This is a genomic window from Enterobacter sp. BNK-18 (genome assembly GCF_047456135.1).
Lineage (GTDB): Bacteria > Pseudomonadota > Gammaproteobacteria > Enterobacterales > Enterobacteriaceae > Enterobacter > Enterobacter ludwigii.
On the sequence record NZ_CP179899.1, the window covers coordinates 608,828 to 633,167 of the forward strand.

At 56.9% G+C, this 24,340-nt stretch carries 21 protein-coding genes and 2 pseudogenes; 10 read left to right on the top strand and 13 right to left on the bottom strand.

Annotated elements, in window-relative coordinates:
* The gene (moeA, locus tag ACMGG3_RS02935; RefSeq protein ID WP_394246330.1) at positions 1–1,233 is read right to left on the bottom strand and encodes a molybdopterin molybdotransferase MoeA; all 1,233 of its coding nucleotides are present in this window, start codon (positions 1,231–1,233) and stop codon (positions 1–3) included.
* 188 nt (positions 1,234–1,421) lie between these two features.
* Between moeA and iaaA the strand changes: the two genes are divergently transcribed.
* From iaaA to gsiD, 5 genes are read left to right on the top strand one after another with little or no spacing between them, the layout of a single operon-like run.
* A complete protein-coding gene (gene iaaA / locus ACMGG3_RS02940; RefSeq protein ID WP_394246328.1) occupies positions 1,422–2,360 on the top strand; it encodes a beta-aspartyl-peptidase in 939 nt (312 codons plus the stop codon).
* Positions 2,361–2,371: 11 nt separating this feature from the next.
* Positions 2,372–4,243: a glutathione ABC transporter ATP-binding protein GsiA gene (gene gsiA, locus ACMGG3_RS02945; RefSeq protein WP_394246326.1), complete on the top strand. Its 1,872-nt coding sequence runs from the start codon at positions 2,372–2,374 to the stop codon at positions 4,241–4,243.
* Positions 4,244–4,266: 23 nt separating this feature from the next.
* Complete coding sequence (gsiB, locus tag ACMGG3_RS02950) at positions 4,267–5,805, top strand: glutathione ABC transporter substrate-binding protein GsiB (protein ID WP_014169284.1); 1,539 nt, start codon at positions 4,267–4,269, stop codon at positions 5,803–5,805.
* Between the two features lie 45 nt (positions 5,806–5,850).
* Positions 5,851–6,771: a glutathione ABC transporter permease GsiC gene (gene gsiC, locus ACMGG3_RS02955; protein ID WP_073395810.1), complete on the top strand. Its 921-nt coding sequence runs from the start codon at positions 5,851–5,853 to the stop codon at positions 6,769–6,771.
* A gap of 1 nt (position 6,772) precedes the next feature.
* The gene (gene gsiD, locus ACMGG3_RS02960; protein ID WP_394246324.1) at positions 6,773–7,684 is read left to right on the top strand and encodes a glutathione ABC transporter permease GsiD; all 912 of its coding nucleotides are present in this window, start codon (positions 6,773–6,775) and stop codon (positions 7,682–7,684) included.
* A gap of 51 nt (positions 7,685–7,735) precedes the next feature.
* On the opposite strand, the gene rimO is transcribed toward gsiD, so the two are convergent.
* Complete coding sequence (gene rimO / locus ACMGG3_RS02965) at positions 7,736–9,061, bottom strand: 30S ribosomal protein S12 methylthiotransferase RimO (RefSeq protein ID WP_014169287.1); 1,326 nt, start codon at positions 9,059–9,061, stop codon at positions 7,736–7,738.
* A 216-nt stretch (positions 9,062–9,277) separates the two neighbouring features.
* On the opposite strand from rimO, the gene bssR reads away from it, so the two are divergent.
* Positions 9,278–9,661, top strand: a complete 384-nt coding sequence (gene bssR, locus ACMGG3_RS02970) for a biofilm formation regulator BssR (protein WP_020884887.1) — start codon at positions 9,278–9,280, stop codon at positions 9,659–9,661.
* A 106-nt stretch (positions 9,662–9,767) separates the two neighbouring features.
* Positions 9,768–10,886 carry a PQQ-dependent sugar dehydrogenase gene (locus ACMGG3_RS02975; protein WP_414149564.1) on the top strand — a complete coding sequence of 373 codons (1,119 nt, stop codon included), beginning with the start codon at positions 9,768–9,770 and terminating at the stop codon, positions 10,884–10,886.
* Here the strand turns inward: ACMGG3_RS02975 and ACMGG3_RS02980 are convergent, their stop codons facing one another.
* Positions 10,887–11,513 carry a glutathione S-transferase family protein gene (locus tag ACMGG3_RS02980; RefSeq protein WP_032681369.1) on the bottom strand — a complete coding sequence of 209 codons (627 nt, stop codon included), beginning with the start codon at positions 11,511–11,513 and terminating at the stop codon, positions 10,887–10,889. It lies immediately after the preceding gene.
* Between the two features lie 256 nt (positions 11,514–11,769).
* On the opposite strand from ACMGG3_RS02980, the pseudogene dacC reads away from it, so the two are divergent.
* A pseudogene (gene dacC, locus ACMGG3_RS02985) lies at positions 11,770–12,976 on the top strand (serine-type D-Ala-D-Ala carboxypeptidase).
* Positions 12,977–13,028: 52 nt separating this feature from the next.
* Here dacC and deoR read toward each other — a convergent pair.
* The 3 genes from deoR to ACMGG3_RS03000 all read right to left on the bottom strand — a co-directional run bounded on the left by deoR (position 13,029) and on the right by ACMGG3_RS03000 (position 15,199).
* A complete protein-coding gene (deoR, locus tag ACMGG3_RS02990; RefSeq protein WP_414149565.1) occupies positions 13,029–13,787 on the bottom strand; it encodes a DNA-binding transcriptional repressor DeoR in 759 nt (252 codons plus the stop codon).
* A 67-nt stretch (positions 13,788–13,854) separates the two neighbouring features.
* Positions 13,855–14,463 (bottom strand): undecaprenyl-diphosphate phosphatase, encoded by a 609-nt coding sequence (gene ybjG / locus ACMGG3_RS02995; protein ID WP_041162514.1) that lies wholly within the window; start codon positions 14,461–14,463, stop codon positions 13,855–13,857.
* Between the two features lie 7 nt (positions 14,464–14,470).
* Positions 14,471–15,199 (bottom strand): phosphatase PAP2 family protein, encoded by a 729-nt coding sequence (locus tag ACMGG3_RS03000; protein ID WP_068794438.1) that lies wholly within the window; start codon positions 15,197–15,199, stop codon positions 14,471–14,473.
* A gap of 168 nt (positions 15,200–15,367) precedes the next feature.
* Here ACMGG3_RS03000 and ACMGG3_RS03005 point away from each other — a divergent pair, with 168 nt between their 5' ends.
* A complete protein-coding gene (locus tag ACMGG3_RS03005) occupies positions 15,368–16,600 on the top strand; it encodes an MFS transporter (RefSeq protein WP_014169295.1) in 1,233 nt (410 codons plus the stop codon).
* Between the two features lie 40 nt (positions 16,601–16,640).
* On the opposite strand, the gene ACMGG3_RS03010 is transcribed toward ACMGG3_RS03005, so the two are convergent.
* Positions 16,641–17,453: a Cof-type HAD-IIB family hydrolase gene (locus tag ACMGG3_RS03010; protein WP_032681366.1), complete on the bottom strand. Its 813-nt coding sequence runs from the start codon at positions 17,451–17,453 to the stop codon at positions 16,641–16,643.
* Positions 17,443–18,657 (bottom strand): MFS transporter, encoded by a 1,215-nt coding sequence (locus ACMGG3_RS03015; RefSeq protein ID WP_025204602.1) that lies wholly within the window; start codon positions 18,655–18,657, stop codon positions 17,443–17,445. The genes ACMGG3_RS03010 and ACMGG3_RS03015 overlap by 11 nt, the downstream gene beginning before the upstream one ends.
* 82 nt (positions 18,658–18,739) lie before the next feature.
* Between ACMGG3_RS03015 and ACMGG3_RS03020 the strand changes: the two genes are divergently transcribed.
* Positions 18,740–19,291, top strand: a complete 552-nt coding sequence (locus tag ACMGG3_RS03020; protein ID WP_078774820.1) for a TetR/AcrR family transcriptional regulator — start codon at positions 18,740–18,742, stop codon at positions 19,289–19,291.
* Here ACMGG3_RS03020 and ACMGG3_RS03025 read toward each other — a convergent pair.
* The 5 genes and pseudogenes from ACMGG3_RS03025 to ACMGG3_RS03045 all read right to left on the bottom strand — a co-directional run bounded on the left by ACMGG3_RS03025 (position 19,288) and on the right by ACMGG3_RS03045 (position 24,208).
* On the bottom strand, positions 19,288–20,064 hold the full coding sequence (locus ACMGG3_RS03025) for an SDR family NAD(P)-dependent oxidoreductase (RefSeq protein ID WP_410393419.1): 777 nt from the start codon (positions 20,062–20,064) through the stop codon (positions 19,288–19,290). The two genes, ACMGG3_RS03020 and ACMGG3_RS03025, sit on opposite strands and share 4 nt — an antisense overlap.
* 117 nt (positions 20,065–20,181) lie before the next feature.
* Positions 20,182–20,613, bottom strand: a complete 432-nt coding sequence (gene arsC, locus ACMGG3_RS03030) for a glutaredoxin-dependent arsenate reductase (protein WP_025204600.1) — start codon at positions 20,611–20,613, stop codon at positions 20,182–20,184.
* 12 nt (positions 20,614–20,625) lie between these two features.
* Positions 20,626–21,915 (bottom strand): annotated as a pseudogene (locus ACMGG3_RS03035) (arsenic transporter).
* Between the two features lie 36 nt (positions 21,916–21,951).
* Complete coding sequence (locus ACMGG3_RS03040; RefSeq protein WP_032677759.1) at positions 21,952–22,272, bottom strand: metalloregulator ArsR/SmtB family transcription factor; 321 nt, start codon at positions 22,270–22,272, stop codon at positions 21,952–21,954.
* A gap of 250 nt (positions 22,273–22,522) precedes the next feature.
* On the bottom strand, positions 22,523–24,208 hold the full coding sequence (locus tag ACMGG3_RS03045; RefSeq protein ID WP_014169303.1) for an aspartate:alanine antiporter: 1,686 nt from the start codon (positions 24,206–24,208) through the stop codon (positions 22,523–22,525).
* Positions 24,209–24,340 lie beyond the last annotated feature (132 nt).

Consider the following 24,340-nt stretch of genomic DNA (forward strand, 5'->3'; position numbering starts at 1 on the left):
TTAGCCTCCGAAGAGGTGGTTAAAGCTTTCCACCTCAACCCATTCACCCGGCTCCACGTTGCCGCGTTCACGCTCGAGAACGATAAAGCAGTTGCCCTGGCTGAACGAGCTGAAGATGTGCGAGCCCTGGTGTCCGGTGGTGCTCACTTCCAGCTCGCCTTCAGCGTTGCGCGTCAGAATACCGCGCTGGAAATCAAGACGGCCCGGTGATTTCTTCAGGCGCGTCGCCGCACGTACGCGCTGGCGAACCGGCAGCGGGTGGGCCTGGTTACCAGACAGTTTTGCCAGCAGCGGAATGACCAGCTGGTAGAAGGTCAGGGCGGCGGAAACCGGGTTACCCGGCAGGCCGCAGAACCAGCTGTGTTTCAGCTGACCAAACGCGAACGGTTTGCCCGGCTTGATGGCCAGTTTCCAGAAGCCGATCTCCCCCAACTCTTCAAGAATGGTTTTGGTGTAATCCGCTTCACCTACGGAAACGCCGCCGGAGCTAATTACCACGTCCGCAGACCGGTCCGCTTCAATAAACGCGGCGCGCAGTTTCTCCGGATCATCCGCAATGATGCCAAGGTTAATGACCTCACACCCCAGCTGTTCAAGCATCAGGTGTACCGCGAGGCGGTTAGTGTCGTAAATCTGGCCGTCCTGCAGTGGCTGGCCCGGAAGCTGGAGTTCATCGCCGGTGGAAAAGACCGCCACGCGTACCTTGCGGATAACGTCAATTTCTGCGATGCCGAGCGAGGCCAGCACCGGCAGTTCGCCCACCGTCAGTTTCTGCCCGGCGGCAAATACCGTTGCGCCACGCGTGATGTCTTCACCGGTACGACGGATATTCTGTCCCGCTTTAACACTCGCGGTGAAGCGGATGCCCGCTTCCGTTTGTTCGGTCTCTTCCTGCATCACCACCGCTTCGCAGCCTGGCGGTACGGGGGCACCGGTCATGATGCGTATGCAGGTACCCGCAGGCCACTCACCGTTAAACGGCTGACCGGCAAATGCCTTACCCGCCACGGGCAGCGCCGTATCCGTCCGGATATCCGCCAGGCGTACCGCGTAGCCGTCCATTGCGGAGTTATCGAACCCAGGCACGTTAAGCGGAGAGACGATATCGCGCGCGGCAATACGACCAAAACAGCGCACCAATGGCAGCGTCTCGTGGTCGTGCAGGGGGGAAATTCGGTCAAGCATCTGCGTGAGTGCCGCCTCAAGCGGCATCAGTCCGGCGGTAAAATCCATGGTGGGCTCCTGCGGAGTAACGACGAAAGCGTCCATTATGGCAGAAAAGTGCCACTAACTGTATGACCCGATGGGTGTACGCTTTACATCACAGTTGCGTCTTTCTATATTCAAAAATCATCTGAAGTTTCAGCGACGATAATGATATTTATAGAAAAAGCCGCAAATCAGGCTAACGGGTGATGGGAATGGTTAATGCGGTAATCGCAATTCATGGTGGCGCCGGGGCAATCACCCGTGCCCTGCTCAGTCCCGAGCAGGAAAAACGTTATATTGATGCGCTGTATGCCATTGTGGAAACGGGCCAGCGGATGCTGGAGGCGGGCGAGAGCGCGCTGGATGTGGTTACCGAAGCGGTACGTCTTCTGGAAGAGTGCCCGTTGTTTAACGCGGGCATTGGTTCGGTCTTTACCCGCGATGAAACGCACGAGCTGGATGCCTGCGTCATGGACGGTGTCACCCTTAAAGCGGGCGCCGTCGCGGGGGTGAGTCATCTGCGTAATCCGGTGCTGGCCGCGCGTCTGGTGATGGAGGCGAGCCCGCATGTTCTTCTGACCGGGGCCGGGGCAGAGACGTTTGCCGCGGAACATGGCATGACGCCAGTTTCTCCCGATCTGTTTTCAACACCGGAGCGTTATCAACAGCTGCTTGAGGCGCGCTCTGCAAACATGGCGCAGCTTGACCATACCGCGCCGCTCGATGAGCGCAGCAAAATGGGCACGGTAGGGGCGGTGGCTCTTGATAAAGACGGGAATCTGGCTGCGGCCACGTCGACCGGCGGTATGACCAACAAACTGCCGGGCCGGGTAGGTGACAGTCCATTACCGGGGGCAGGGTGCTATGCCAATAACGCCACGGCGGCAGTGTCGTGCACCGGAACCGGTGAAGTGTTTATTCGCGCCCTCGCGGCGTATGACATCACCGCGCTGATGGATTACGGCGGGTTAAGCCTGGCCGAAGCCTGTGAACGCGTGGTGATGGAGAAACTGCCCGCACTGGGGGGTGTCGGTGGGTTAATTGCGGTGGATCGTGAGGGCAACGTGGCATTGCCGTTTAACAGCGAAGGTATGTACCGCGCGTGGGGTTATGCCGGTGATGAACCCAGTACGGGGATCTATCGTGAATAAGGGGGCAAAGCGTGCCGCACAGTGAAGAGCTGGACAACCGTGAAGTGCTGGCTGTCCATCAACTGAATATTGCGTTTCAGGAAGAGCGGCAGTTCATCCCCGCAGTACAGAATTTATCGTTCTCGCTCAACCGCGGCGAAACGCTGGCGATTGTGGGCGAGTCCGGTTCAGGGAAATCGGTCACCGCACTGGCGTTGATGCGTCTGCTGGAACAGACCGGCGGACAGGTCAGCTGCGAAAAAATGCTGCTGCGCCGGCGTAACCACCAGGTCATTGATTTAAATGAGCTGAGCGCCTCACAGATGCAGAGCGTGCGCGGGGCCGATATTGCGATGATCTTCCAGGAGCCGATGACCTCGCTGAACCCGGTCTTTCCGGTCGGGGAACAGATTGCCGAGTCCATCCGCCTGCATCAGGGGTTGAGCGGTGATGAGGCGCTTCGTGAAGCGAAACGCATGCTCGACCTGGTACGCATACCGGAAGCGCAGGCCATTCTGGGACGCTACCCGCATCAGCTTTCCGGCGGTATGCGTCAACGCGTCATGATTGCGATGGCGCTCTCCTGCCGTCCCGCGGTGCTGATTGCCGACGAACCCACGACGGCACTGGATGTGACTATTCAGGCGCAAATTCTGCAGCTTATCAAAGTGCTGCAGCAGGAGATGGAGATGGGGGTGATTTTCATCACCCACGATATGGGCGTGGTCGCCGATATTGCCGATCGCGTGCTGGTCATGCATAAGGGCAACGCCGTGGAAACCGGCACGGTTGAGCAAATTTTCCATGCGCCGGTTCATCCTTACACCAAAGCGCTGCTGGCGGCGGTTCCGCGGTTGGGGGCGATGAACGGCAGCGATTTACCGCGCCGGTTCCCGTTGATTTCTCTCGAAGCGGCAGGCCAGCAGGAAGATGAAATCGAGCAGGATACCGTGGTACCCGGAAAGCCGATTCTGGAAGTGCGCGATCTGGTGACCCGTTTTCCCCTGCGCAGCGGAATGTTTAACCGCGTGAAGCGCGAGGTGCATGCGGTTGAAAACGTCAGTTTTGATTTATGGCCAGGCGAAACGCTGGCGCTGGTGGGAGAGTCAGGCTGCGGCAAATCCACCACCGGGCGGGCGCTGCTCAGGCTGGTGGAGTCCCAGGAGGGCAGCATAACCTTTAACGGGGAACGCATTGATACCCTTCCGGACAGCAAACTGCAGGCGGTAAGACGAGATATCCAGTTTATTTTCCAGGATCCGTATGCCTCCCTCGACCCGCGCCACACGGTGGGGTATTCGCTTATGGAGCCGCTGCGGGTGCATAACCTGCTCGATGGTGAAGCCGCGCAGCGTCGGGTGGCCTGGCTGCTTGAACGCGTGGGGCTGAAGCCGGAACATGCCTGGCGTTATCCGCACGAGTTTTCGGGCGGTCAGCGGCAGCGTATTTGCATTGCCCGCGCGCTGGCACTTAACCCGAAAGTGGTGATTGCAGATGAATCCGTCTCGGCGCTGGATGTCTCTATCCGGGCGCAAATCATTAATTTACTGCTCGACCTGCAGCGGGATATGGGGATTGCCTTCCTCTTTATCTCCCACGACATGGCGGTGGTTGAGCGTATCAGCCACCGTGTCGCGGTGATGTTTATGGGACAAATTGTGGAGATAGGACCGCGCAGGGCGGTATTTGAAAATCCACAGCACCCTTACACACGCAAGCTTATCGCCGCAGTGCCGGTTGCCGACCCTGAGCATCGCCACGGCCAGCGTGTGCTGCTGCAGGACGAAATGCCGAGCAATATTCGTAAACGGGGCGATGCGGTGGAGCGCGTGGCGCTGCGCGAGGTTGGCCCGGGGCATTTTGTGGCCCCTCCGCGTCAGGACAATGCATTCTCGCGGTTATAACTTAAAACAGGCAGGAGAACACAATGGTTAAATTTGTAGCGCGCAGATGGTTACTCGCCGCGAGCGTGACGGCAGCCCTGGCCGCCGCGCCGGCGTTCGCTGCCAAAGATGTGGTGGTCGCCGTCGGTTCCAATTTCACCACGCTGGATCCGTATGATGCCAACGACACGCTCTCCCAGGCGGTGGCGAAATCGTTCTATCAGGGGCTGTTTGGCCTGGATAGCGAGATGAAACTTAAAAATGTGCTGGCGGAAGGGTATACCGTTTCCAGCGACGGGCTGGTGTATACCCTTAAGCTCAGAACCGGCGTGAAGTTCCAGGACGGTACAGATTTCAACGCGGAGGCGGTGAAGATAAACCTCGATCGCGCCAGCAACCCGGAAAATAGCCTCAAGCGCTACAACCTGTATAAAAACATCGCCAGCACCGAGGTGGTCGACCCGACGACGGTGAAGATCACCCTGAAAGAGCCGTTCTCGGCGTTTATCAATATTCTGGCGCATCCTGCCACGGCGATGATTTCGCCTGCCGCGCTGAAAAAATACGGCAAAGAGATCGGGTTCCATCCGGTGGGGACCGGCCCCTACGAGCTGCTCACCTGGAACCAGACCGACTTTGTGAAGGTTAAGAAGTTTGCGGGTTACTGGCAGCCGGGTCTGCCGAAGCTGGACACCATTACCTGGCGTCCGGTGGTGGACAACAACACCCGCGCGGCGATGCTGCAGACCGGCGAGGCGCAGTTCGCGTTCCCGATCCCCTATGAGCAAGCCGCCATTCTGCAGAAAAACAGCAAGCTGGAGCTGGTCGCCAGCCCGTCCATTATGCAGCGCTATATCAGCATGAACGTGACGCAAAAGCCGTTTGATAACCCAAAAGTGCGTGAGGCCATCAACTACGCCATTAACCGCCAGGCGCTGGTAAAAGTCGCCTTTGCTGGCTATGCCACGCCGGCTACCGGCGTGCTGCCTCCGGCGATCGCCTATTCGCAAAACTATCAACCATGGCCTTACGATCCGGCCAAAGCGCGTGAGCTGTTAAAAGAGGCGGGCTTCCCGAACGGCTTTAGCACCACGCTCTGGTCGTCGCATAATCACAGTACCGCTCAGAAGGTGCTGCAATTTACCCAGCAGCAGCTGGCGCAGGTAGGTATCAAGGCTCAGGTCACCGCGATGGATGCCGGTCAGCGTGCGGCTGAAGTGGAAGGGAAAGGGCAGAAAGAGAGCGGCGTACGGATGTTCTACACCGGCTGGTCGGCCTCTACCGGTGAAGCGGACTGGGCGCTGTCGCCGCTGTTCGCCTCACAGAACTGGCCGCCGACCCTGTTCAATACGGCCTTCTACAGCAACCCGAAGGTGGATAAAGACCTGGCGGATGCCCTGAAAACGACCAAACCGGAAGAGAAAGCGCGCCTGTATAAAGAGGCGCAGGATATCATCTGGAAAGAGTCACCGTGGGTACCGCTGGTGGTGGAAAAACTGGTTTCCGCGCATAACAAAGCGCTGACCGGGTTCTACATCATGCCGGATACGGGCTTTAGCTTTGATGAAGCAGATTTAAAATAATACTCATGCCCGCAGGCCACTGCCTGTGGGATGAGAGGGAAAGGCATGCTGAATTATGTTTGTAAACGCCTGTTGGGGCTTATCCCGACGCTGCTGATTGTGGCGGTGCTGGTGTTTTTGTTTGTTCATATGCTGCCGGGCGATCCGGCACGTCTGGTTGCAGGGTCAGATGCGGATGCAACGGTTATCGCGCTGGTGCGAAAACAACTGGGCCTCGACCAGCCTTTGTATATGCAGTTTCTCCACTATATTGGCAACGTTCTGCAGGGTGACTTTGGCATCTCTATGGTGTCACGTCGTCCGGTGTCGGAAGAGATTGCCAGCCGCTTTATGCCCACGTTCTGGTTAACCATTGCCAGCATGAGCTGGGCGGTGCTGTTTGGTCTTGGCGCAGGAATTGTCGCTGCCGTCTGGCGCAACCGCTGGCCGGATAAGCTCGGTATGGCTCTGGCTGTCACGGGCATTTCCTTCCCGGCATTTGCACTGGGGATGCTGCTGATGCAGATATTCTCCGTGGAGCTGGGCTGGCTGCCGACGGTCGGGGCCGACACCTGGAAACACTACATTCTGCCCTCGATGACGCTGGGTGCTGCCGTTGCGGCCGTGATGGCCCGCTTTACCCGCGCCTCGTTCGTTGACGTGCTGAGCGAAGATTATATTCGCACCGCCCGGGCGAAAGGGGTCAGCGAGAAATGGGTCATCCTCAAACACGGCTTTCGTAACGCGATGATCCCGGTGGTGACGATGATGGGGCTCCAGTTTGGTTTCCTGCTGGGCGGCTCGATTGTGGTGGAGAAGGTCTTTAACTGGCCGGGGCTGGGACGTCTTTTGGTGGATTCAGTCGAAATGCGTGATTACCCGGTTATTCAGGCCGAAGTCCTGCTTTTCTCACTGGAATTTATTCTTATCAACTTAGTGGTGGATGTGCTCTACGCCGCCATTAACCCGGCCATCAGGTATAAGTAAAATGCGATTGTTGAACTGGCGTCGTCAGGCCATGTTAAACGCTATGCCGGGGCTAAAGCCGGACCATATCCGCACGCCGTGGTCTGAATTCTGGCGGCGTTTTCGCCGTCAGCCGGTCGCCATGACGGCGGGGCTGTTTGTCCTGCTGCTGATTGTGGTGGCGGTCATTGCGCCGTGGGTAGCACCGTTTGATGCGGAAAACTATTTTGATTACGACCGTCTCAATGATGGACCGTCGATGCTGCACTGGTTCGGCGTGGACTCGCTTGGGCGCGACATCTTCAGCCGCGTGCTGGTGGGGGCGCAGATCTCTCTCGCCGCCGGGGTTTTTGCGGTACTGATTGGCGCGGCAATCGGCACCGTGCTGGGTCTGGTCGCCGGATATTACGAAGGCTGGTGGGACCGCATCATCATGCGTATCTGCGACGTGTTGTTTGCCTTCCCGGGCATTCTGCTGGCGATTGCGGTAGTGGCGATAATGGGCAGCGGTATGGCTAACGTCATTATTGCGGTTGCGGTCTTCTCAATACCGGCGTTTGCGCGTCTGGTACGAGGCAACACGCTGGTGCTCAAACAGCAAACCTTTATTGAGTCTGCGCGCAGCATGGGGGCCAGCGATGCCACTATCCTGCTCAGCCATATTCTGCCGGGAACGGTATCGTCTATCGTGGTCTATTTTACCATGCGTATCGGCGTGTCGATTATCTCGGCGGCCAGCCTGTCGTTTCTGGGGCTGGGTGCGCAACCGCCTACACCGGAGTGGGGCGCGATGCTGAATGAAGCAAGAGCGGACATGGTCATTGCACCGCACGTGGCCATCTTCCCGAGCCTGGCCATTTTCCTGACCGTGCTGGCGTTTAACCTGTTGGGCGATGGGTTACGCGACGCGCTGGATCCGAGGATTAAGGGGTAGGATGGAAACCCTCTCCCGGCGGGAGAGGGTGAAGGGAAGGGTAAAACGCCGTTAAACCCGGCTTCCCCACAAATCATACTCGTCGGCGTTTTCAACTTTCACGCGGACAATATCGCCCGGCTTAACGCTGGTTTCGCCGTTCAGGTAGACCGCGCCGTCGATTTCAGGGGCGTCCGCCATGCTGCGGCCAATCGCGCCTTCTTCGTCCACTTCATCGATGATGACCAGAATTTCGCGGCCCACTTTTTCCTGCAGACGTTCAGCAGAGATCTGCTGTTGCAGCTGCATGAAGCGGTTCCAGCGCTCTTCTTTCACCTCTTCCGGAACCTGATCCGCCAGTTCGTTGGCGGTCGCGCCTTCGACCGGGCTGTATTTGAAGCAGCCTACGCGGTCCAGACGTGCTTCTTTCAGGAAGTCGAGCAGCATCTGGAAATCTTCTTCGGTTTCGCCCGGGAAGCCCACAATGAAGGTGGAACGCAGGGTCAGGTCCGGGCAGATTTCACGCCACTGTTTGATGCGTGCCAGCTGGCGATCGACGGAGCCAGGACGCTTCATCAGCTTCAGAATACGCGGGCTGGCGTGTTGCAGCGGGATATCCAGATACGGAAGAATTTTCCCTTCTGCCATCAGCGGGATGACATCGTCAACGTGCGGATACGGGTAGACGTAATGCAGACGTGTCCAGATACCCAGTTTGGCAAGCTGTTCGCACAGGCCAACCATGCTGGTTTTCACCGGCTCGCCGTTGTGGAAACCAGAGCGATGCTTCACGTCGACGCCATAAGCCGAGGTATCCTGGGAAATGACCAGCAGCTCTTTAACGCCTGCGTCTGCCAGACGTTTGGCTTCTGCCAGCACTTCACCAATCGGACGGCTGACCAAATCGCCACGCATGGACGGGATAATGCAGAAGGTGCAGCGATGGTTGCAGCCTTCGGAAATTTTCAGGTACGCATAGTGACGCGGGGTCAGCTTCACGCCCTGTTCTGGCACCAGGCTCAGGAACGGATTGTGCTTAGGTTTAGGGACATAGTGATGAACATGCTCCAGTACCTGCTCGTAGCTGTGCGGGCCGGTGATCTCCAGCACTTTCGGGTGCACTTCGCGGATCTGGTCCACTTTCGCGCCCAGACAGCCGGTCACAATCACTTTGCCGTTTTCCGTCAGGGCTTCGCCGATGGCTTCCAGTGACTCCTGAACCGCGCTGTCGATAAACCCGCAGGTGTTAACGATCACCATGTCGGCGTTGTCGTAGCTTGGCACCACGTCATAGCCCTCGGTGCGCAGTTCGGTCAGGATGCGTTCAGAATCCACCAGGTTTTTTGGGCAGCCCAGGGAGACGAAGCCGATTTTAGGCTGGTGCGTAACATTGCTCATAGGTTAAAAATTCATCAATTATGGAGTTATCAGGGCGGGATTTTACAGCGTTCCGCGGGGGATTTATACACTCTTTGCGAGGCGGATGACCGGCGAGAAGGTTGTAACATTGTAAATAATGTTAATCAGTTAAGAATTATTGATCTCAGGCATTAAACTGTACAAAAAATAACCTTATTCTGAATGTGCACAATGGCTGACAGAGGAGGAAAGAGCATGTCCGTTGACAGACTGAAACGCGATCTGCTTAACAAGCTGATCAATGCCCGAATCGACCTTGCCGCGTACCTGCAGTTGAGGAAGGCAAAAGGGTATATGTCAGTCAGCGAAAGCGAACATCTGCGTGATAATCTCTTTGAACTTTGCAACTTCATGCGTGAAAAAGCACCCGTCCTGAAAGCGGAATACGCCGAAAGCGAACTCGTTGCGCTGCGCCGCGCCGCCGAGGTGCTCTCCATTGCAGGGGTATGTTTGATGAATGGACGCCACGACTGCCCGAATTTTATCGCTGTTAACGCGGAGAAGCTTGAAAACTGCCTGACCACGCTCTCTCTATGCATCATGTGTCTGAACAAGCACGAGACGCTTGAACAACACTGACACCGGGGGAGGCAACTCCCCCTTCTGATTAAGCTTTTGTAAAAGTGATAACGTGCCCGGACCCAGTGGCTACCCTTTATGCCATAAACCGATAAAGGAGCGCGTTATGCATCGATCTTCGCTGATTTTCCTGCCTGCGTTATTTTTCCCGATTTCTCTCCTCGCCGCCCCTGACGCGGTAAAAGTCGACGTTATGCAAAACCGGCTCGATCATCCCTGGTCGATGGCGTTCCTGCCGGACAATAAAGGGCTGCTGGTGACCCTTAAGGGAGGCCAGTTAAAGCACTGGCAGGCCGGAAAAGGGCTTTCCGACCCGATCGTCGGCGTACCCAAGGTCTGGGCAAACGGCCAGGGCGGATTGCTGGACGTGGCACTCGCCCCGGATTTTGAAAAATCGCGCCGCGTCTGGCTGAGCTATGCCGAGGCGGGGAATGACGGCAAAGCGGGAACGGCGGTTGGCTATGGCCGCTTAAGCGATGATCTCTCCCGAATTGAAGGTTTCCAGGTGGTCTTCCGTCAGATGCCGAAACTGTCCACCGGTAACCATTTCGGTGGTCGACTGGTCTTCGACGGCAAAGGCCATCTGTTTATTGGTCTGGGTGAGAACAACCAGCGTCCGACGGCGCAGGATCTGGATAAACTGCAGGGCAAAGTTGTGCGCCTGACGGAGGACGGCAAAGTGCCTGCCGATAATCCGTTTGTGAACACTCCCGGCGCACGGCCCGAAATCTGGTCTTACGGCATTCGTAACCCGCAGGGGATGGCGATGAACCCCTGGAGCGACACGCTATGGCTTAACGAGCACGGCCCGCGCGGCGGGGATGAAATCAATATCCCGGAGAAAGGCAAAAACTACGGCTGGCCGCTGGCGACGCACGGTATCAACTACAGCGGCCTGAAGATCCCGGAAGCCCAGGGCGAGCACGTCGAGGGAACGGAAAAGCCGCTGTTTGTCTGGAAAGTGTCCCCCGCCGTGAGCGGGATGGCGTTTTACAACAGTGACGTATTCCCGCAGTGGAAAAACACGCTGTTTGTCGGGGCGCTGAAGGAGAAAGACGTTATCGTGCTGAGCGTGGAGGGCAACACGGTTACCGAGAAGGGGCGAATTTTAGGAGACAGAGGCCAGCGCATTCGCGATGTGCGGGTGGGGCCGGATGGGTATCTGTATGTCCTGACCGATGAGACGGACGGGCAACTGTTGAAAGTCAGCCCGTCCGGATCGTAATCAGGTCACCGGAATCATCACCACGTGACGGTATGCCGGGCGCTCGCTCAGTTGCTTCAGCCAGCGCTCAAGGTGCGGGCGCGGCGTCCAGGTAACGTCAATGTTGGTCAGGTTCCAGATGAAGGGCGCAACGGCAATATCGCCTACGCCGAAGCGTTCGCCTGAGAACCACGGATGCTTCGCCAGTTCGTCGTCCATCATCGCAAACAGGTTTTCACAGGTGTCCTGGGCTGCATGAATGGCAGGATAGTCGCGGTCAGCTTCGGGGGTTCTGACAAGCCCCATCAGGATCACACGGTGTGCGGGGGAGAGCGTCTGGTTTGCCCAGTCCATCCACTTTTCACCCTGAGCGCGTTGGGCCGGACTGTCCACCCACAGGCGGCTCTGACCATACTGTGCCGCGAGGTAACGCACGATGGTGTTGGACTCCCACAGCGTCACGTCGGTCTCTTCGTCGCGCAGCAAGGGCACCAGACCGTTTGGGTTCATGGCCAGATAGTCGGCATCTTTATTTACCCCAAACTGCAAACCTGCCATCACCTGCTTAAACGGTAAATCCAGCTCCTCCAGCGTCCAGAGGACTTTCTTAACGTTGGTTGAATTGTTCCTGCCCCACAGCGTAATCATAGAAACTCCCGAAATAGTCAAACAACCTGAGATGTGAATCAACGCCAGCGATTTGCCATGGTGAGATAAACCTAACAATTACGCAACAGAAGACAAAAAAATCGCCTGAATCAAAGCGTATCTGAATGTTATTGCATAAACTTTAATAACTTTACCTTGGTTAGGTTTCTTTAACCGTTTTAGTGCGCTATTACTCATCGCTTCTTGCGACACGGTGATGTGACGTAATTTTTGAATGGACACTCGGGTGGCATTTATGACGCGAAAAATGACTTCTCTGCGCAGCCTGGCGGCAGGCTCTGCGCTCCTTTTCCTGTTTGTACCAACGCTCTACGCAGCGGAACAGGCTGCGCCCGAAGCGCCGCCTGTGGATGCGCGCGCCTGGATCCTGATGGATTATTCCAGTGGTAAAGTGCTGGCGGAAGGCAATGCGGATGAGAAACTTGACCCGGCAAGCCTGACGAAAATCATGACCAGCTATGTGGTGGGTCAGGCGTTGAAAGCGGGCAAAATCAAGCTTGACGATATGGTCACCATCGGGAAGGACGCCTGGGCGACCGGCAACCCGGCGCTGCGTGGGTCATCGGTGATGTTCCTCAAACCCGGCGATCAGGTGTCAGTGTCTGATTTGAATAAAGGGGTCATTATCCAGTCCGGTAACGATGCCTGTATTGCGCTGGCCGATTACGTTGCGGGCAGCCAGGACTCCTTTATTGGCCTGATGAACGGCTACGCGCAAAAACTGGGCCTGACCAATACCACCTTTAAAACCGTGCACGGCCTTGATGCGCCGGGTCAGTTCAGTACCGCGCGCGACATGGCGCTGTTAGGCAAAGCGTTGATCCACGACGTGCCGGATGAATATGCCATCCACAAAGAGAAAGAGTTTACCTTCAACAAAATCCGCCAGCCGAACCGTAACCGTCTGCTATGGAGCAGTAACGTCAACGTCGACGGTATGAAGACCGGCACCACGGCCGGCGCGGGTTATAACCTTGTCGCTTCCGCAACTCAGGGCGATATGCGCCTGATCTCGGTCGTGCTGGGCACCAAAACCGACCGTATTCGTTTTAATGAATCAGAAAAAATTGCTGACCTGGGGTTTCCGCTTCTATGAAACCGTCACGCCCATTAAACCGGATGCCACGTTCATCAGCCAGCGCGTCTGGTTTGGTGACAAGAGTGAAGTGAACCTGGGGGCGGGTGAAGGCGGGTCGGTGACTATTCCCCGTGGCCAGCTGAAAAACCTGAAAGCCAGCTACACCCTGACCGACAGCCAGCTCACCGCGCCGCTGAAAAAAGGCCAGGTGGTCGGGACGATTGATTTCCAGCTTAATGGCAAATCGATTGAACAGCGTCCGCTGATTGTGATGGAAGCGGTAGAAGAGGGCGGTTTCTTTAGCCGGATGTGGGACTTCGTCATGATGAAATTCCACGGATGGTTTGGCAGCTGGTTCAGTTAAGCCTCCATTGTCGGGTGGCATCGCGCCACCCGGCATGACCTCTGCACCTGACTCAGTACATCAACTTCACCTGCTGCGCTTTCGCGTAGGCCACGGTCTCTTCATCCGGACGGCAATCGCTGACGATGGCGTCAAAGCGCGACAGCTCACCCATTCTTGCCGGACGAACCTTGCCAAACTTGCAGTGATCGACCACCAGCACATGGTACTGCGCGGCGCTTAATGCCCAGTGCTTGACCGGCAACTCTTCCAGGTTAAAGCAGGTTGCTCCCTGACGGACAGTGACCCCCGCTGCGGAATAAAACGCGATATCCGGACATACGTTGCTGAGCGTATCCTGCAGATTCAGCGGCTTAAAGATGGCATTGCTGGCGTGAAACTCACCGCCACAGAGGATCACCCGGCACTCGGGTTTCTCCTGCAGTGCCAGAAAGGTATTCAGCGAGTAACACACCGCCGTAAACGGGATGCAGCTGTCGATCGCTTCGATTATCCACGGCGTGGTGGTGCCGCAGTCAAAAAACAGCGTCTGATGCGGCTGCACCAGCGAGGCCGCAAGCCGGGCGGCTTTGCGTTTCTCTTCCACCAGGCGCGTCTTTTGGTCGCTGATCAGATAATGGCTGGCGCTACGCGGCTCAAGCACAATGTACCCGCCCAGCAGCACGACAGGCGCGCTCTCGCTGTTCAGATCCCGGCGAATGGTCATCTCAGAGACCCCGAGGAGACTGGCGGCTTCCTTAAGATGAAGCTTATCACTGCGCTTCAGCGCCTGTATCAGCTGAGCAATGCGGTCATCGCGACGTGTTTCCATAGTTCCTCGGGATAAAAAAGTGAACCCCCGCAGGGCGGGGGTTCAAGTGTAACCTGTCAGACTGGGGTTAGTCACGTACCCAGCCTTTGCGGATCGGGATAGCAAAAAGGGTGCGATAAAGATAAGACAGGCCGCGGTAGAGCGCTTCACCGAAGAGATTCCACAGGAGCGCTGCGCTGACGCAGCCGATGAGACCGACCAGCAACCCCCCCACCATATCCATCGGCCAGTGGACGCCGAGATAAACGCGAGACCAGGCGATAGCCCCGGCCACCACCATCAGCACCGCACCCGACCACAGACGATGCCAGAACAGGAAGGCCAGCGCGAAAGTAAAGATAACCGTCCCGTGATCGCTTGGGAACGAGTCATCCGGAGCATGGTGCAGGAAGGTATACCCCGCGTGGTCGACGAAGGGGCGGTCGTGCGGGAACGTCAGGCCCAGAATGTAGCTGACCAGCACGCTGATCCCGAGGGCCATCGCCATCTTAATTACCAGCTGACGCTGCGCCTTCACCTGGCTTCTCGGCCCCCACAGCCAGAGGATCGCCGCCAGCACCGGCACGATACTGATCAGATCTTTTGCCAGGAAGGTGGCGAAATCAATCATCCACTCTGGCGAGGCCGGAGTGGCGTTGATGAGATAAAACAGCTGGTAATTCAAATTCTCTAACATAGCGTTGTCACTCTTTAGCAAACCAGGTGGAGACCAGACCGTAGACCACCAACTGAGAAAACCAGACCCACCACCCAGCCCACAGGTTGTGAGAGAAAAAATGCGCCCCGCGCATGACCTGGCCGTAACCCATCGCCAGACCTAAAGCGACGCCCAGCACGACGAAGCACCAGGCAAGACGCGGACGCTCGCGCCAGAAGGCAAAGAACAGTCCCATCACCATAAAGCCGCTGGAGGCATGACCGCCGGGGAAACAGCGCCCCGGACCGCTGTCAGCGGGAGCGGCACTGAACAGCGGATAAGAAACGGCCTTACCGCCATACTCCACCAGATCCCACGGGCAGCTGTGATGGCTTATGCTTTTCAGTACGCCAACCACCAGCGCGCCAAGCCCCATCAGCAGCGCGGCCGTGACCAGTCTCGCATTGCGCCTGAACGCGCCATAAATGAGCGCAACAGCACCTGCGGCGATGGCGATGTACTTCGCCAGTCGATGGTTCAGCAGGTCCAGCAGGTGGTCTTGCTGCAGTGGAAAACGGTGAGCAGCCGCGTCATACCATAAACCGGTGATCCATCTGTCGAGCGTTTCATCGCGGGATAGCCAGGTAAACAGCACGGCAAGGGCTATCAGTATTAAAAGCTGATAACCATAAAAGCGGGGTGGTAGACGGTAAAGTCGTTTTGTCTTATTTGTCTGTAAGTTAGACAATTCTGAACGGCTGGAAGTGGGTGCCATAATCCGGAGTCGTTGACGAGAAATGAGGCTATCATAAATCTGTCAACTTAAGGAAACCTTAAACAAAGACGATATGTGCTTTATTTCTGTTTCTTCTGGATAAATCACTATCTCGGGCCAGGGCATTTCATTACACTCGTCGCGATTTTGTCACGATAAAGAGATTGCATGTTAAACCGTTCTTCTTCTGGTTCACGTCTGGGTCGTCAGGCGTTGCTTTTCCCCTTATGTCTGGTGCTCTACGAATTCTCTACTTACATCGGCAACGATATGATCCAGCCCGGCATGCTGGCCGTTGTCGAACAGTACAACGCAGGGATCGAATGGGTACCGACCTCCATGACTGCCTATCTGGCTGGCGGCATGTTTTTGCAGTGGCTGTTAGGGCCGCTGTCGGATCGTATTGGCCGTCGTCCGGTGATGCTGACGGGCGTGGTGTGGTTTATCGTGACCTGCCTCGCCACGCTGCTGGCGCAAAATATTGAGCAATTTACCCTGCTGCGCTTCCTGCAGGGGGTGAGCCTCTGCTTTATCGGTGCTGTCGGGTATGCCGCCATCCAGGAGTCGTTTGAGGAAGCGGTGTGTATCAAGATTACCGCGCTGATGGCGAACGTGGCGCTGATCGCGCCCCTGCTGGGGCCGCTGGTGGGCGCTGCCTGGGTACACGTTGCGCCGTGGGAAGGGATGTTCGTGCTGTTTGCCGTGCTGGCCGCCGTCGCTTTCTTTGGCCTGCACCGCGCGATGCCGGAAACCGCTACCCGTCTGGGTGAGAAACTGTCGCTAAAAGAGCTGGGCCGGGATTACAAAGAAGTGCTGAAGAACGGCCGCTTTGTGGCGGGCGCGCTGGCGACGGGGTTTGTTAGCCTGCCTCTGCTGGCGTGGATTGCCCAGTCGCCGGTCATTATCATCAGCGGCGAGCAGCTCAGCAGCTATGAGTATGGCCTGCTGCAGGTGCCGATTTTTGGCGCGCTGATTATCGGTAACCTGGTGCTGGCGCGTCTCACATCCCGCCGTACGGTGCGTGCCTTGATCATTATGGGCGGCTGGCCCATTGCTGCCGGGCTGGTTCTGGCGGCGGTCGCGACAGTGGTGTCGTCCCATGCGTATCTGTGGATGACCGCAGGATTAAGCGTTTACGCGTTCGGTATCGGTGTGGCGAATGCCGGACTGGTGCGCCTGACGCTGTTTGCCAGCGAGATGAGCAAAGGTACGGTGTCAGCGGCGATGGGCATGTTGCAAATGCTGATTTTCACCGTCGGTATCGAGGTGAGCAAACACGCCTACGCATTTGGCGGCAACGGTCTGTTCAGCCTGTTTAATCTGGCTAACGGCGTGCTGTGGGTTGGGCTTATCGTGGTGTTCCTGAAGGATAAACGCGTCGGGAATGCTTTACAGCCGTAAGCTGTTTTCCCTCTCCCGGCGGGAGAGGGCCATGGTGGCGTTAATAAAACGGCGCTTCGCCGTTCAACACCTTATCAATTACATCCAGCACGCCTTCGTCGTTATTGTGCGGGGCTTCAAAGCGCGCCACCGCCTTAATATGCGGCCTGGCGTTTGCCATCGCAAAGCTGAACCCTGACTGGCGCAACATTTCTACGTCGTTCCCGCTATCGCCAAAAGCCACCACTTCGCTGTCATTAATGCCCCAGCGCTTTTGCAGTATTCGCAGACCGTTGGCTTTATGCACCCCGGGGATGATGAGGTCGATACTGCCGTGGCCGGTCGTGACGGGCACCATAATATCGTTCAGCTTTTCGTGCAGCATCGCCTGAATACGCGGGATGTCGTCGTCAGAGACGTTAAGCCCGAATTTGAAGAAAATATCGTTCAGGTTGCCGAAATCACTCACCATTTCGAGACGGTGGTAGTACTTTGCCGCGATATCCTTAAAGCCGTCGTCATAGTGCTTCAGCGTATAGGCGCTGCTTTTTCCGCAGGCGATAATCTCAATGCCCGGCACATCGTTTAACACGGCGGCAACGGTGTCGAAGTGCGTCTTCGACAGTTCACCGTTAAAGACATCTTCCCCGGCGCTGACCACCCAGCCGCCATTTTCCGCGACAAACGCAATTTCATGGGCAATCTCCGGGAAAAAGGAAATCAGCTGGTAGTACTGGTTGCCGCTGGCAACCGCAAAGCGAATGCCTTGCGCTTTCATTCGTGCATATTGCGCCAGAAAACGCGGGCGGTTATAGGTTTTGGCATCGCTCAGAAACGTGCCGTCCATGTCGACGGCGATCAGTTTAACGCTCATATCCCTTCTCCAGTGTCGTTTGTTCCGTTTCCGGCTTCGCGACCGCGCGCGCTACCAGCGCTGCGATGATCACTAACCCTAACACCACCAGCATGGCGCTGCGCAGCCCGTAGTGCTCACCGAGGAAGCCGAGCAACGGTGGCCCCACCAGGAAGGCGAGGTAGCCCGTGGTGGCCACCACGCTGACGCGGGTCGGTGCATCCGGGCCAGTATCGCTGGCGGCTGAAATGGTGAGCGGGAAGCCAAGCGATGCCCCCAGACCCCAGAGGATCACCGACACGCCGGCAATCCAGTCCACGTCCACAAAGATGATCATCGCAATCCCCAGCCCGCCCAGCAGGGCGCTGGCACGCACCACCGCCACGCGGCTGTAGCGGTCAATAAACCAGCCACCGGTAAAGCGCCCAACGGTCATCCCGAGGGTGAAACCGGCGTAGATCAGGGAACCGGAGGTTGGACTAAAACCGTGGCCGTCAACCATCAGCAGCGGCAGCCAGTCGTTAGCGGACCCTTCCGCAAAGGCCATCGCCAGCACCACCACGCCGATCAGCATCAGCTGAATGTCGCGGTAAAACGGCAGCCCTTTTTCCGCGGTGGCGTGTTCGTCAGAGGTGTTCTTGCCGGTGCCGTCAGGGATCGCCCGGATACCGGTCAGAATGGGGATAATACATACCAGTGCGGCCAGCAGAATATGCAGGTTCGCGGCGACGCCCGAGGCCGTCAGCGCCATCCCCACACCCGCACCGGCCAGCGTGCCAAGGCTGTAAAAGCCATGCATCATCGGCAGTACGGTTTTATTCATCTCTCGTTCAACCGTTGCCCCTTCAACGTTAATGGCCACTTCAGCGGCACCGAAGCTGCCGCCAAACACCGTCAGCCCAAGGGCAAACAGCACCGGCGAGGCAAACCACAGCGCCACGCTCAGCACCAGCATCCCGAACACGGCACAGCACATGGTGGTGCGGATGACCGCCCGTGTACCGAAGCGTTTGACAAGCCACGCGGAGCACAGAATACCGCTCATAGAGCCTATCGACAGGCCAAACAGCACGATGCCCATCTCGGCCGTTGAGACGGATAAAATATCGCGAATGGCCGGGGTTCGCGTGGCCCATGAGGCCATCAGCAGACCGGGAATAAAGAAGAACATAAACAGCGCCCACATGCGCAGCTGCAGAGTTCTACGGGGGGAGGTCAGAGTCATTGAAGTCAGCACCGGAAGTACAACAATAGCGACAACACTAGCAAGTTTGTGTACATTTGTACACAAACCACGTGGGGAATTTATGAGCAGAGCACCGAACGATCCTCAACGCCGGGAGAAGATCCTGCAGGCGACCCTGGACACTATTGCAGAGCACGGTATTCATGCCGTGACGCACCGGAAAATTGCCACCTGCGCGGGCGTGCCGCTGGGGTCGATGACCTACTATTTTGACGGTATGGAGTCGCTGCTGGAAGAGGCCTTTACGTGGTTTACCCGGCAGATGTCGCAGCAGTATCGGGATTTCTTCGCCGGCGTGACCGGGCCAGAAATGGCGTGCGAATCCATCACCACGCTGATCCACAGTTCGCAGGTCACGACGCCGCAGAATATGGCGCTGATGTACCAGCTCTATGCCTTTATGCACCGCAGTGCGGCGCTCAAAACGGTAATGCAGGACTGGATGAAAATGAGCCAGACCACGCTTGAGCAGTGGTTCGACCCGGTGACCACCCGCGCGCTGGATGCCTTTATCGAAGGGATGACGCTGCACTTTGTGACCGACAGAGTCCCGCTCACCCGGGAGGAGATCCGGGCGATGGTCGGCAGGATAGCGGGCGAGAGTGGACGTTAGATTGTGGTCGCGCCGGCCGTCATGTTCACCGTTGTGCCCGTGATGGCACCGGCTGCATCTGACGCCAGAAACGCGATGGTGTCTGCCACCTGCTCCAGCGTGGGCAGGCGATTCAGCATCGTGCTCTGTGCCGCGCCCTCCAGAAACTGCTCCACGGTGATGCCCATCGCCTGCGCCTTGATGGCGAACAGGTCACCCACACAGGAACCGGCCTGAACCGCGTCGGCTATCGCATGCGAACGCACGCACAGGACGCGAATATTCTTTGCCCCCAGCTCCGCCGCGAGCGCACGGGTTAACGCTTCCGTTCCCGCGCAGCCAACGATATGCCCGAGATGTCCCGGCATCGCCATATTTGCAGCCGGCGCAACGACGGTGATAAGCGTTCCGGCACGCTCACCGCCCATACGGGGTGCGACAGCTTTGGCGATGTTGAAATAGGCGGCCAGAAAAGGGTCGAACCCCTGTCTGAATTCACTGAGCGTTAATGCGTCGAGGCGTTTACCCTGGTCATGCATAAAACCCGTGGCATTCACGACGATATCAATGCCGGTAACGTCCGGGAGCGTCGCGTCGGCATTGAGAGCATCGAAAACAAACAGCCGGGCTGACCCGCCAGCGGCGTGAATGCGGTTAGCGACGTGCTCCAGCCTGGCCTGATCGCGTGCCGCGAGGTAGACCGTTGCCCCTTCACGGGCGAGCGCGTACGCAGCGGCGCTGCCAATAGCGCCGCTGCCACCAAAGATAACGGCGGTTTTATTTTTGAGACTCATACCTGCATTCCCTCACCAGACCGGTCCATCAAATTATGGGTCGGGTGACGGCGGATGCAACTCCGCCACGGGGCAGGGTATGTGACTGACAAGACTTAGGGCATCACTATCAGCGGATTAGCTGCCGGAGATTTTTTTTCCGCTGGCGTCCACCACCGCTTCGCCATCTTCTTTCGTAAACGCCCCTTTCTGTGCATCAGGCAGGATATCGAGTACGACTTCGGAAGGGCGGCACAGGCGAGTGCCCAGCGGCGTCACCACGATCGGACGGTTAATCAGGATCGGATGCTGCAGCATAGAATCGATAAGCTGGTCGTCGGTAAACCGGTCCCCGGCGAGGCCCAGTTGTTCATAAGGTTCGACATTTTTGCGCAGCAAATCTCGCACGGAAATCCCCATCTCAGCAATCAGTCTGGTCAGTTCATCACGTGACGGTGGGTTCTCAAGGTACAGAATAATTTCGGGTTCAGTGCCGCTGTTGCGGATCATCTCCAGCGTGTTGCGCGAGGTGCCGCAGGCTGGATTGTGGTAAATGGTGATATGGCTCATATCCGTTACTCATTACAGTGTGAAGGGGAGACGTAACGCCAGCGCGGCGAGCGTCACAAACAGAACCGGCAACGTCATGATGATGCCTGTCCGGAAATAATAGCCCCAGGTGATCGTCATGTTTTTCTGCGCCAGGACATGGAGCCAGAGCAGGGTGGCCAGGCTGCCGATAGGTGTGATCTTCGGACCCAGGTCGCAGCCAATCACGTTGGCATAAATCATCGCGTCCTTAATCACACCCGATGCCGTGCTGCCATCGACAGAGAGTGCCCCAATCAGGACGGTCGGCATATTGTTCATTATGGATGACAGGAACGCCGTGATGAACCCGGTACCGAGCGTGGTGGCCCACAGGCCATGTCCGGCGAGGAGATTGAGTACCCCTGACAGATACTCCGTCAGCCCGGCATTGCGCAGGCCATACACCACCAGGTACATCCCCAGCGAGAAGATAACGATCTGCCACGGTGCGCCACGAAGCACTTTTCCCGTATTAATGGCATGCCCGCGCTTTGCAACGGCAAACAAAATCAACGCGCCTGCTGTCGCGATCGCACTGACCGGAATGCCGAGCGGTTCAAGTACAAAGAACCCGACAAGGAGCAGTAACAGAACAATCCAGCCCGTTCTGAAGGTTGGAAGATCGTTAATCGCGCGGGAAGGCTCGCGGAGTTTTGACAGGTCGTATGCTGGCGGAATGTCCTTTCGAAAGAACAGGTGCAGCATCACCAGCGTGGCCGCAATCGCGGCCAGATCCACGGGGATCATCACCGAGGCCTATTCGCTGAACCCCAGCGAGAAGAAGTCTGCCGATACGATATTCACCAGGTTCGAAACGATTAGCGGCAGGCTGGCAGTGTCGGCGATAAATCCAGCCGCCATGACAAACGCCAGCGTGGCCTGCTTGCTGAACCCGAGGGCCAGCAGCATGGCGATAACGATGGGCGTGAGGATAAGCGCCGCGCCGTCGTTGGCAAAAAGCGCCGCAACGGCCGCACCCAGCAGAACGATATACGTAAACAGCAACCGGCCCTTGCCATTACCCCAGCGGGCCACATGCAGCGCCGCCCACTCGAAAAATCCGGACTCATCAAGCAGCAGGCTGATGATGATGACGGCGATAAACGTGGCCGTCGCGTTCCAGACAATATTCCACACCACCGGAATATCGTTAATGTGGATCACGCCGCTGGCCAGCGCCAGTACAGCGCCCATCGTGGCGCTCCAGCCGATACTTAACCCTCTGGGCTGCCAAATGACCAGCACCAGTGTAAACAGAAAAATTGCCCCAGCCAGAAACATCGTGAACTCCGTTATATCTGTTTTTATGAATGTGTTTTAACACGCGCCCGGAAGACGGTTTTTCAGCTTTGTGCGGGTCTCTTCCCGCAAACAGTTCCAGCTGTTGTCAATCACGGTGGCAGCCCATGCCGGCATAGTGGGGGACAAACGGTAATAAACCCATTTCCCCTCCCGGCGATCGCTCACCAGCCCGGATTCACGCAGCAGTGCCATATGGCGCGATACCTTGGGCTGTGATTCAGCCGTGGCGGAACAGAGATCGCAGACGCACAGTTCCCCGGCTTCGCGCAGAAGCATGACGATGGACAGGCGGGTCTCGTCGGAGAGGGCTTTGAAAAGTTGGACCGGATGTAGCATCGGCTTTCCTGCGGTTGGTTATATATATGGTTAAGCATATATGTTTGGGTGGAAAGAGGGAAGGCGTAATGTTGAAGAGGGGAATTTCAGGCAACAAAAAACCCATCAACCTTGAACCAAAACGGCGGGGTTGATGGGCTCCACAAATTGGGGACATCAAAGAAAAGCAGTGGCAATAGTTATGACTGCCCCCTGATAAAAAAGTTCTGCGCGTAACGAAAATTTTTTCGTCGTGCGCAGAACTTAAGAGTTATCCGAGTCCAGGCCAGATGATGATGATCAGCGTACCCGCCAGCGTAAGCAGTACGTTAGCGATAGCGTAGGTGCCCGCATAGCCCAGCGCAGGAATATTGCTGCGTGCGGTATCACTGATAATTTCCATTGCCGGGGCGCAGGTACGGGCCCCCATCATTGCCCCGAAGAGCAGGGCGCGGTTCATGCGAAGCACATAAGCACCGAACAGGAAGCAAATCACTACCGGTACCAGGCTGACGATAAGTCCGGAAACCAACATCTGCCAGCCAACAGCCCCCAGGCTGTGGCCAATGCCGCTACCGGCGCTTAAGCCGACGCCCGCCATAAAGACCATCAGACCAAACTCTTTCACCATATTGAGCGCACCCTGCGGAATGTAGCCGAAGGTCGGGTGGTTCGCTCGCAGGAAGCCCAGCATGATGCCGGCGAACAGCAGCCCGGCAGCGTTACCGATGCCAAAGCTAAAGTTGCTGAACTGGAAGGTGATCATCCCGATCATCAGGCCGACGATAAAGAAGGCGCAGAAGGCCAGCAGGTCGGTGACCTGGCTGTGAATAGAGATAAAGCCGATGCGGTCCGCAACGGTTTTCACGCGTCGCGCATCGCCGCTGACCTGCAGAACGTCGCCTTTGTTCAGCACGACGTTGTCGTCAATTGGCATCTCAATCTGGCTGCGGATCACGCGGTTGAGGAAGCAACCATGATCGGTCAGCTTCAGCTGCGCCAGACGACGGCCGACGGCGTTATGGTTTTTCACCACAATCTCTTCTGTGACGATACGCATATCGAGCAGATCGCGGTCAAACACCTCTTTACCGTTGCGGAAGCTCGGGTCGAGGCGGGCGTGGGCATCCGGGTAACCAACCAGGGCAATGTCATCGCCCATCTGCAGCACGGCGTCGCCGTCCGGGTTTGCCAGAATGCCGTTACGGCGAATACGTTCGATATAGCAGCCTGTCTGGCGGTAAATCCCCAGCTCGCGGAGGTTTTTCCCGTCCGCCCATGCAACCAGCTCGGGCCCAACGCGGTAGGCGCGAATCACGGGCAGATAGACTTTACGCTTGCTGTCAGTGTCCAGACCGCGTTCGCGGGCAATTTGCTGAGCGCTGGTCTGCAAATCCTGGTGCTGCAGTTTTGGCAGGTAGCGGGCGCCCACAATCAGGCTCACCAGACCAATCAGATAGGTCAGGGCATAGCCCAGGCTAAGGTGGTCGAGCGCGGTAGAGAGTTGCGCACCGGCCATGCCGGAGTGGCGCAGGGTATCGCCTGCACCCACCAATACCGGCGTGGAGGTCATCGAGCCGGCGAGCATACCGGCCGTCAGCCCGATATCCCAGCCAAACAGTTTACCCAGCCCTAAGGCGATCAGCAGCGCGCTGCCGACCATGACCAGCGCCAGCATCAGATAATTTTTGCCGTCGCGGAAGAATATTGAAAAAAAGTTGGGCCCGGCTTCCACACCAACACAAAAAATAAACAGCATAAAGCCTAAGTTGAGCGCGTCCGTGTTAATGCTGAAATGCTGCTGGCCTAATAATAGTGAGACGACTAAAACGCCAATGGAATTACCAAGTTGAACCGAACCAAGGCGCAATTTACCCAGGCAAAGGCCCAGCGCCAGTACCACAAATAATAACAGGATGTAATTCCCATTTAACAAGTCTGCGACGTTTATATTCACGGAGGCTAACTTCTTGTTTACCAGTAAGTTGTTGAATGAAAGGACTTTTTGGGCTACTGTTTTCTGGGTCAGGGAAAGGCTTTAACGCTCCCTGTTTCCAGCTTTATTCCCTAAAACATTAGCTGGCGGTTA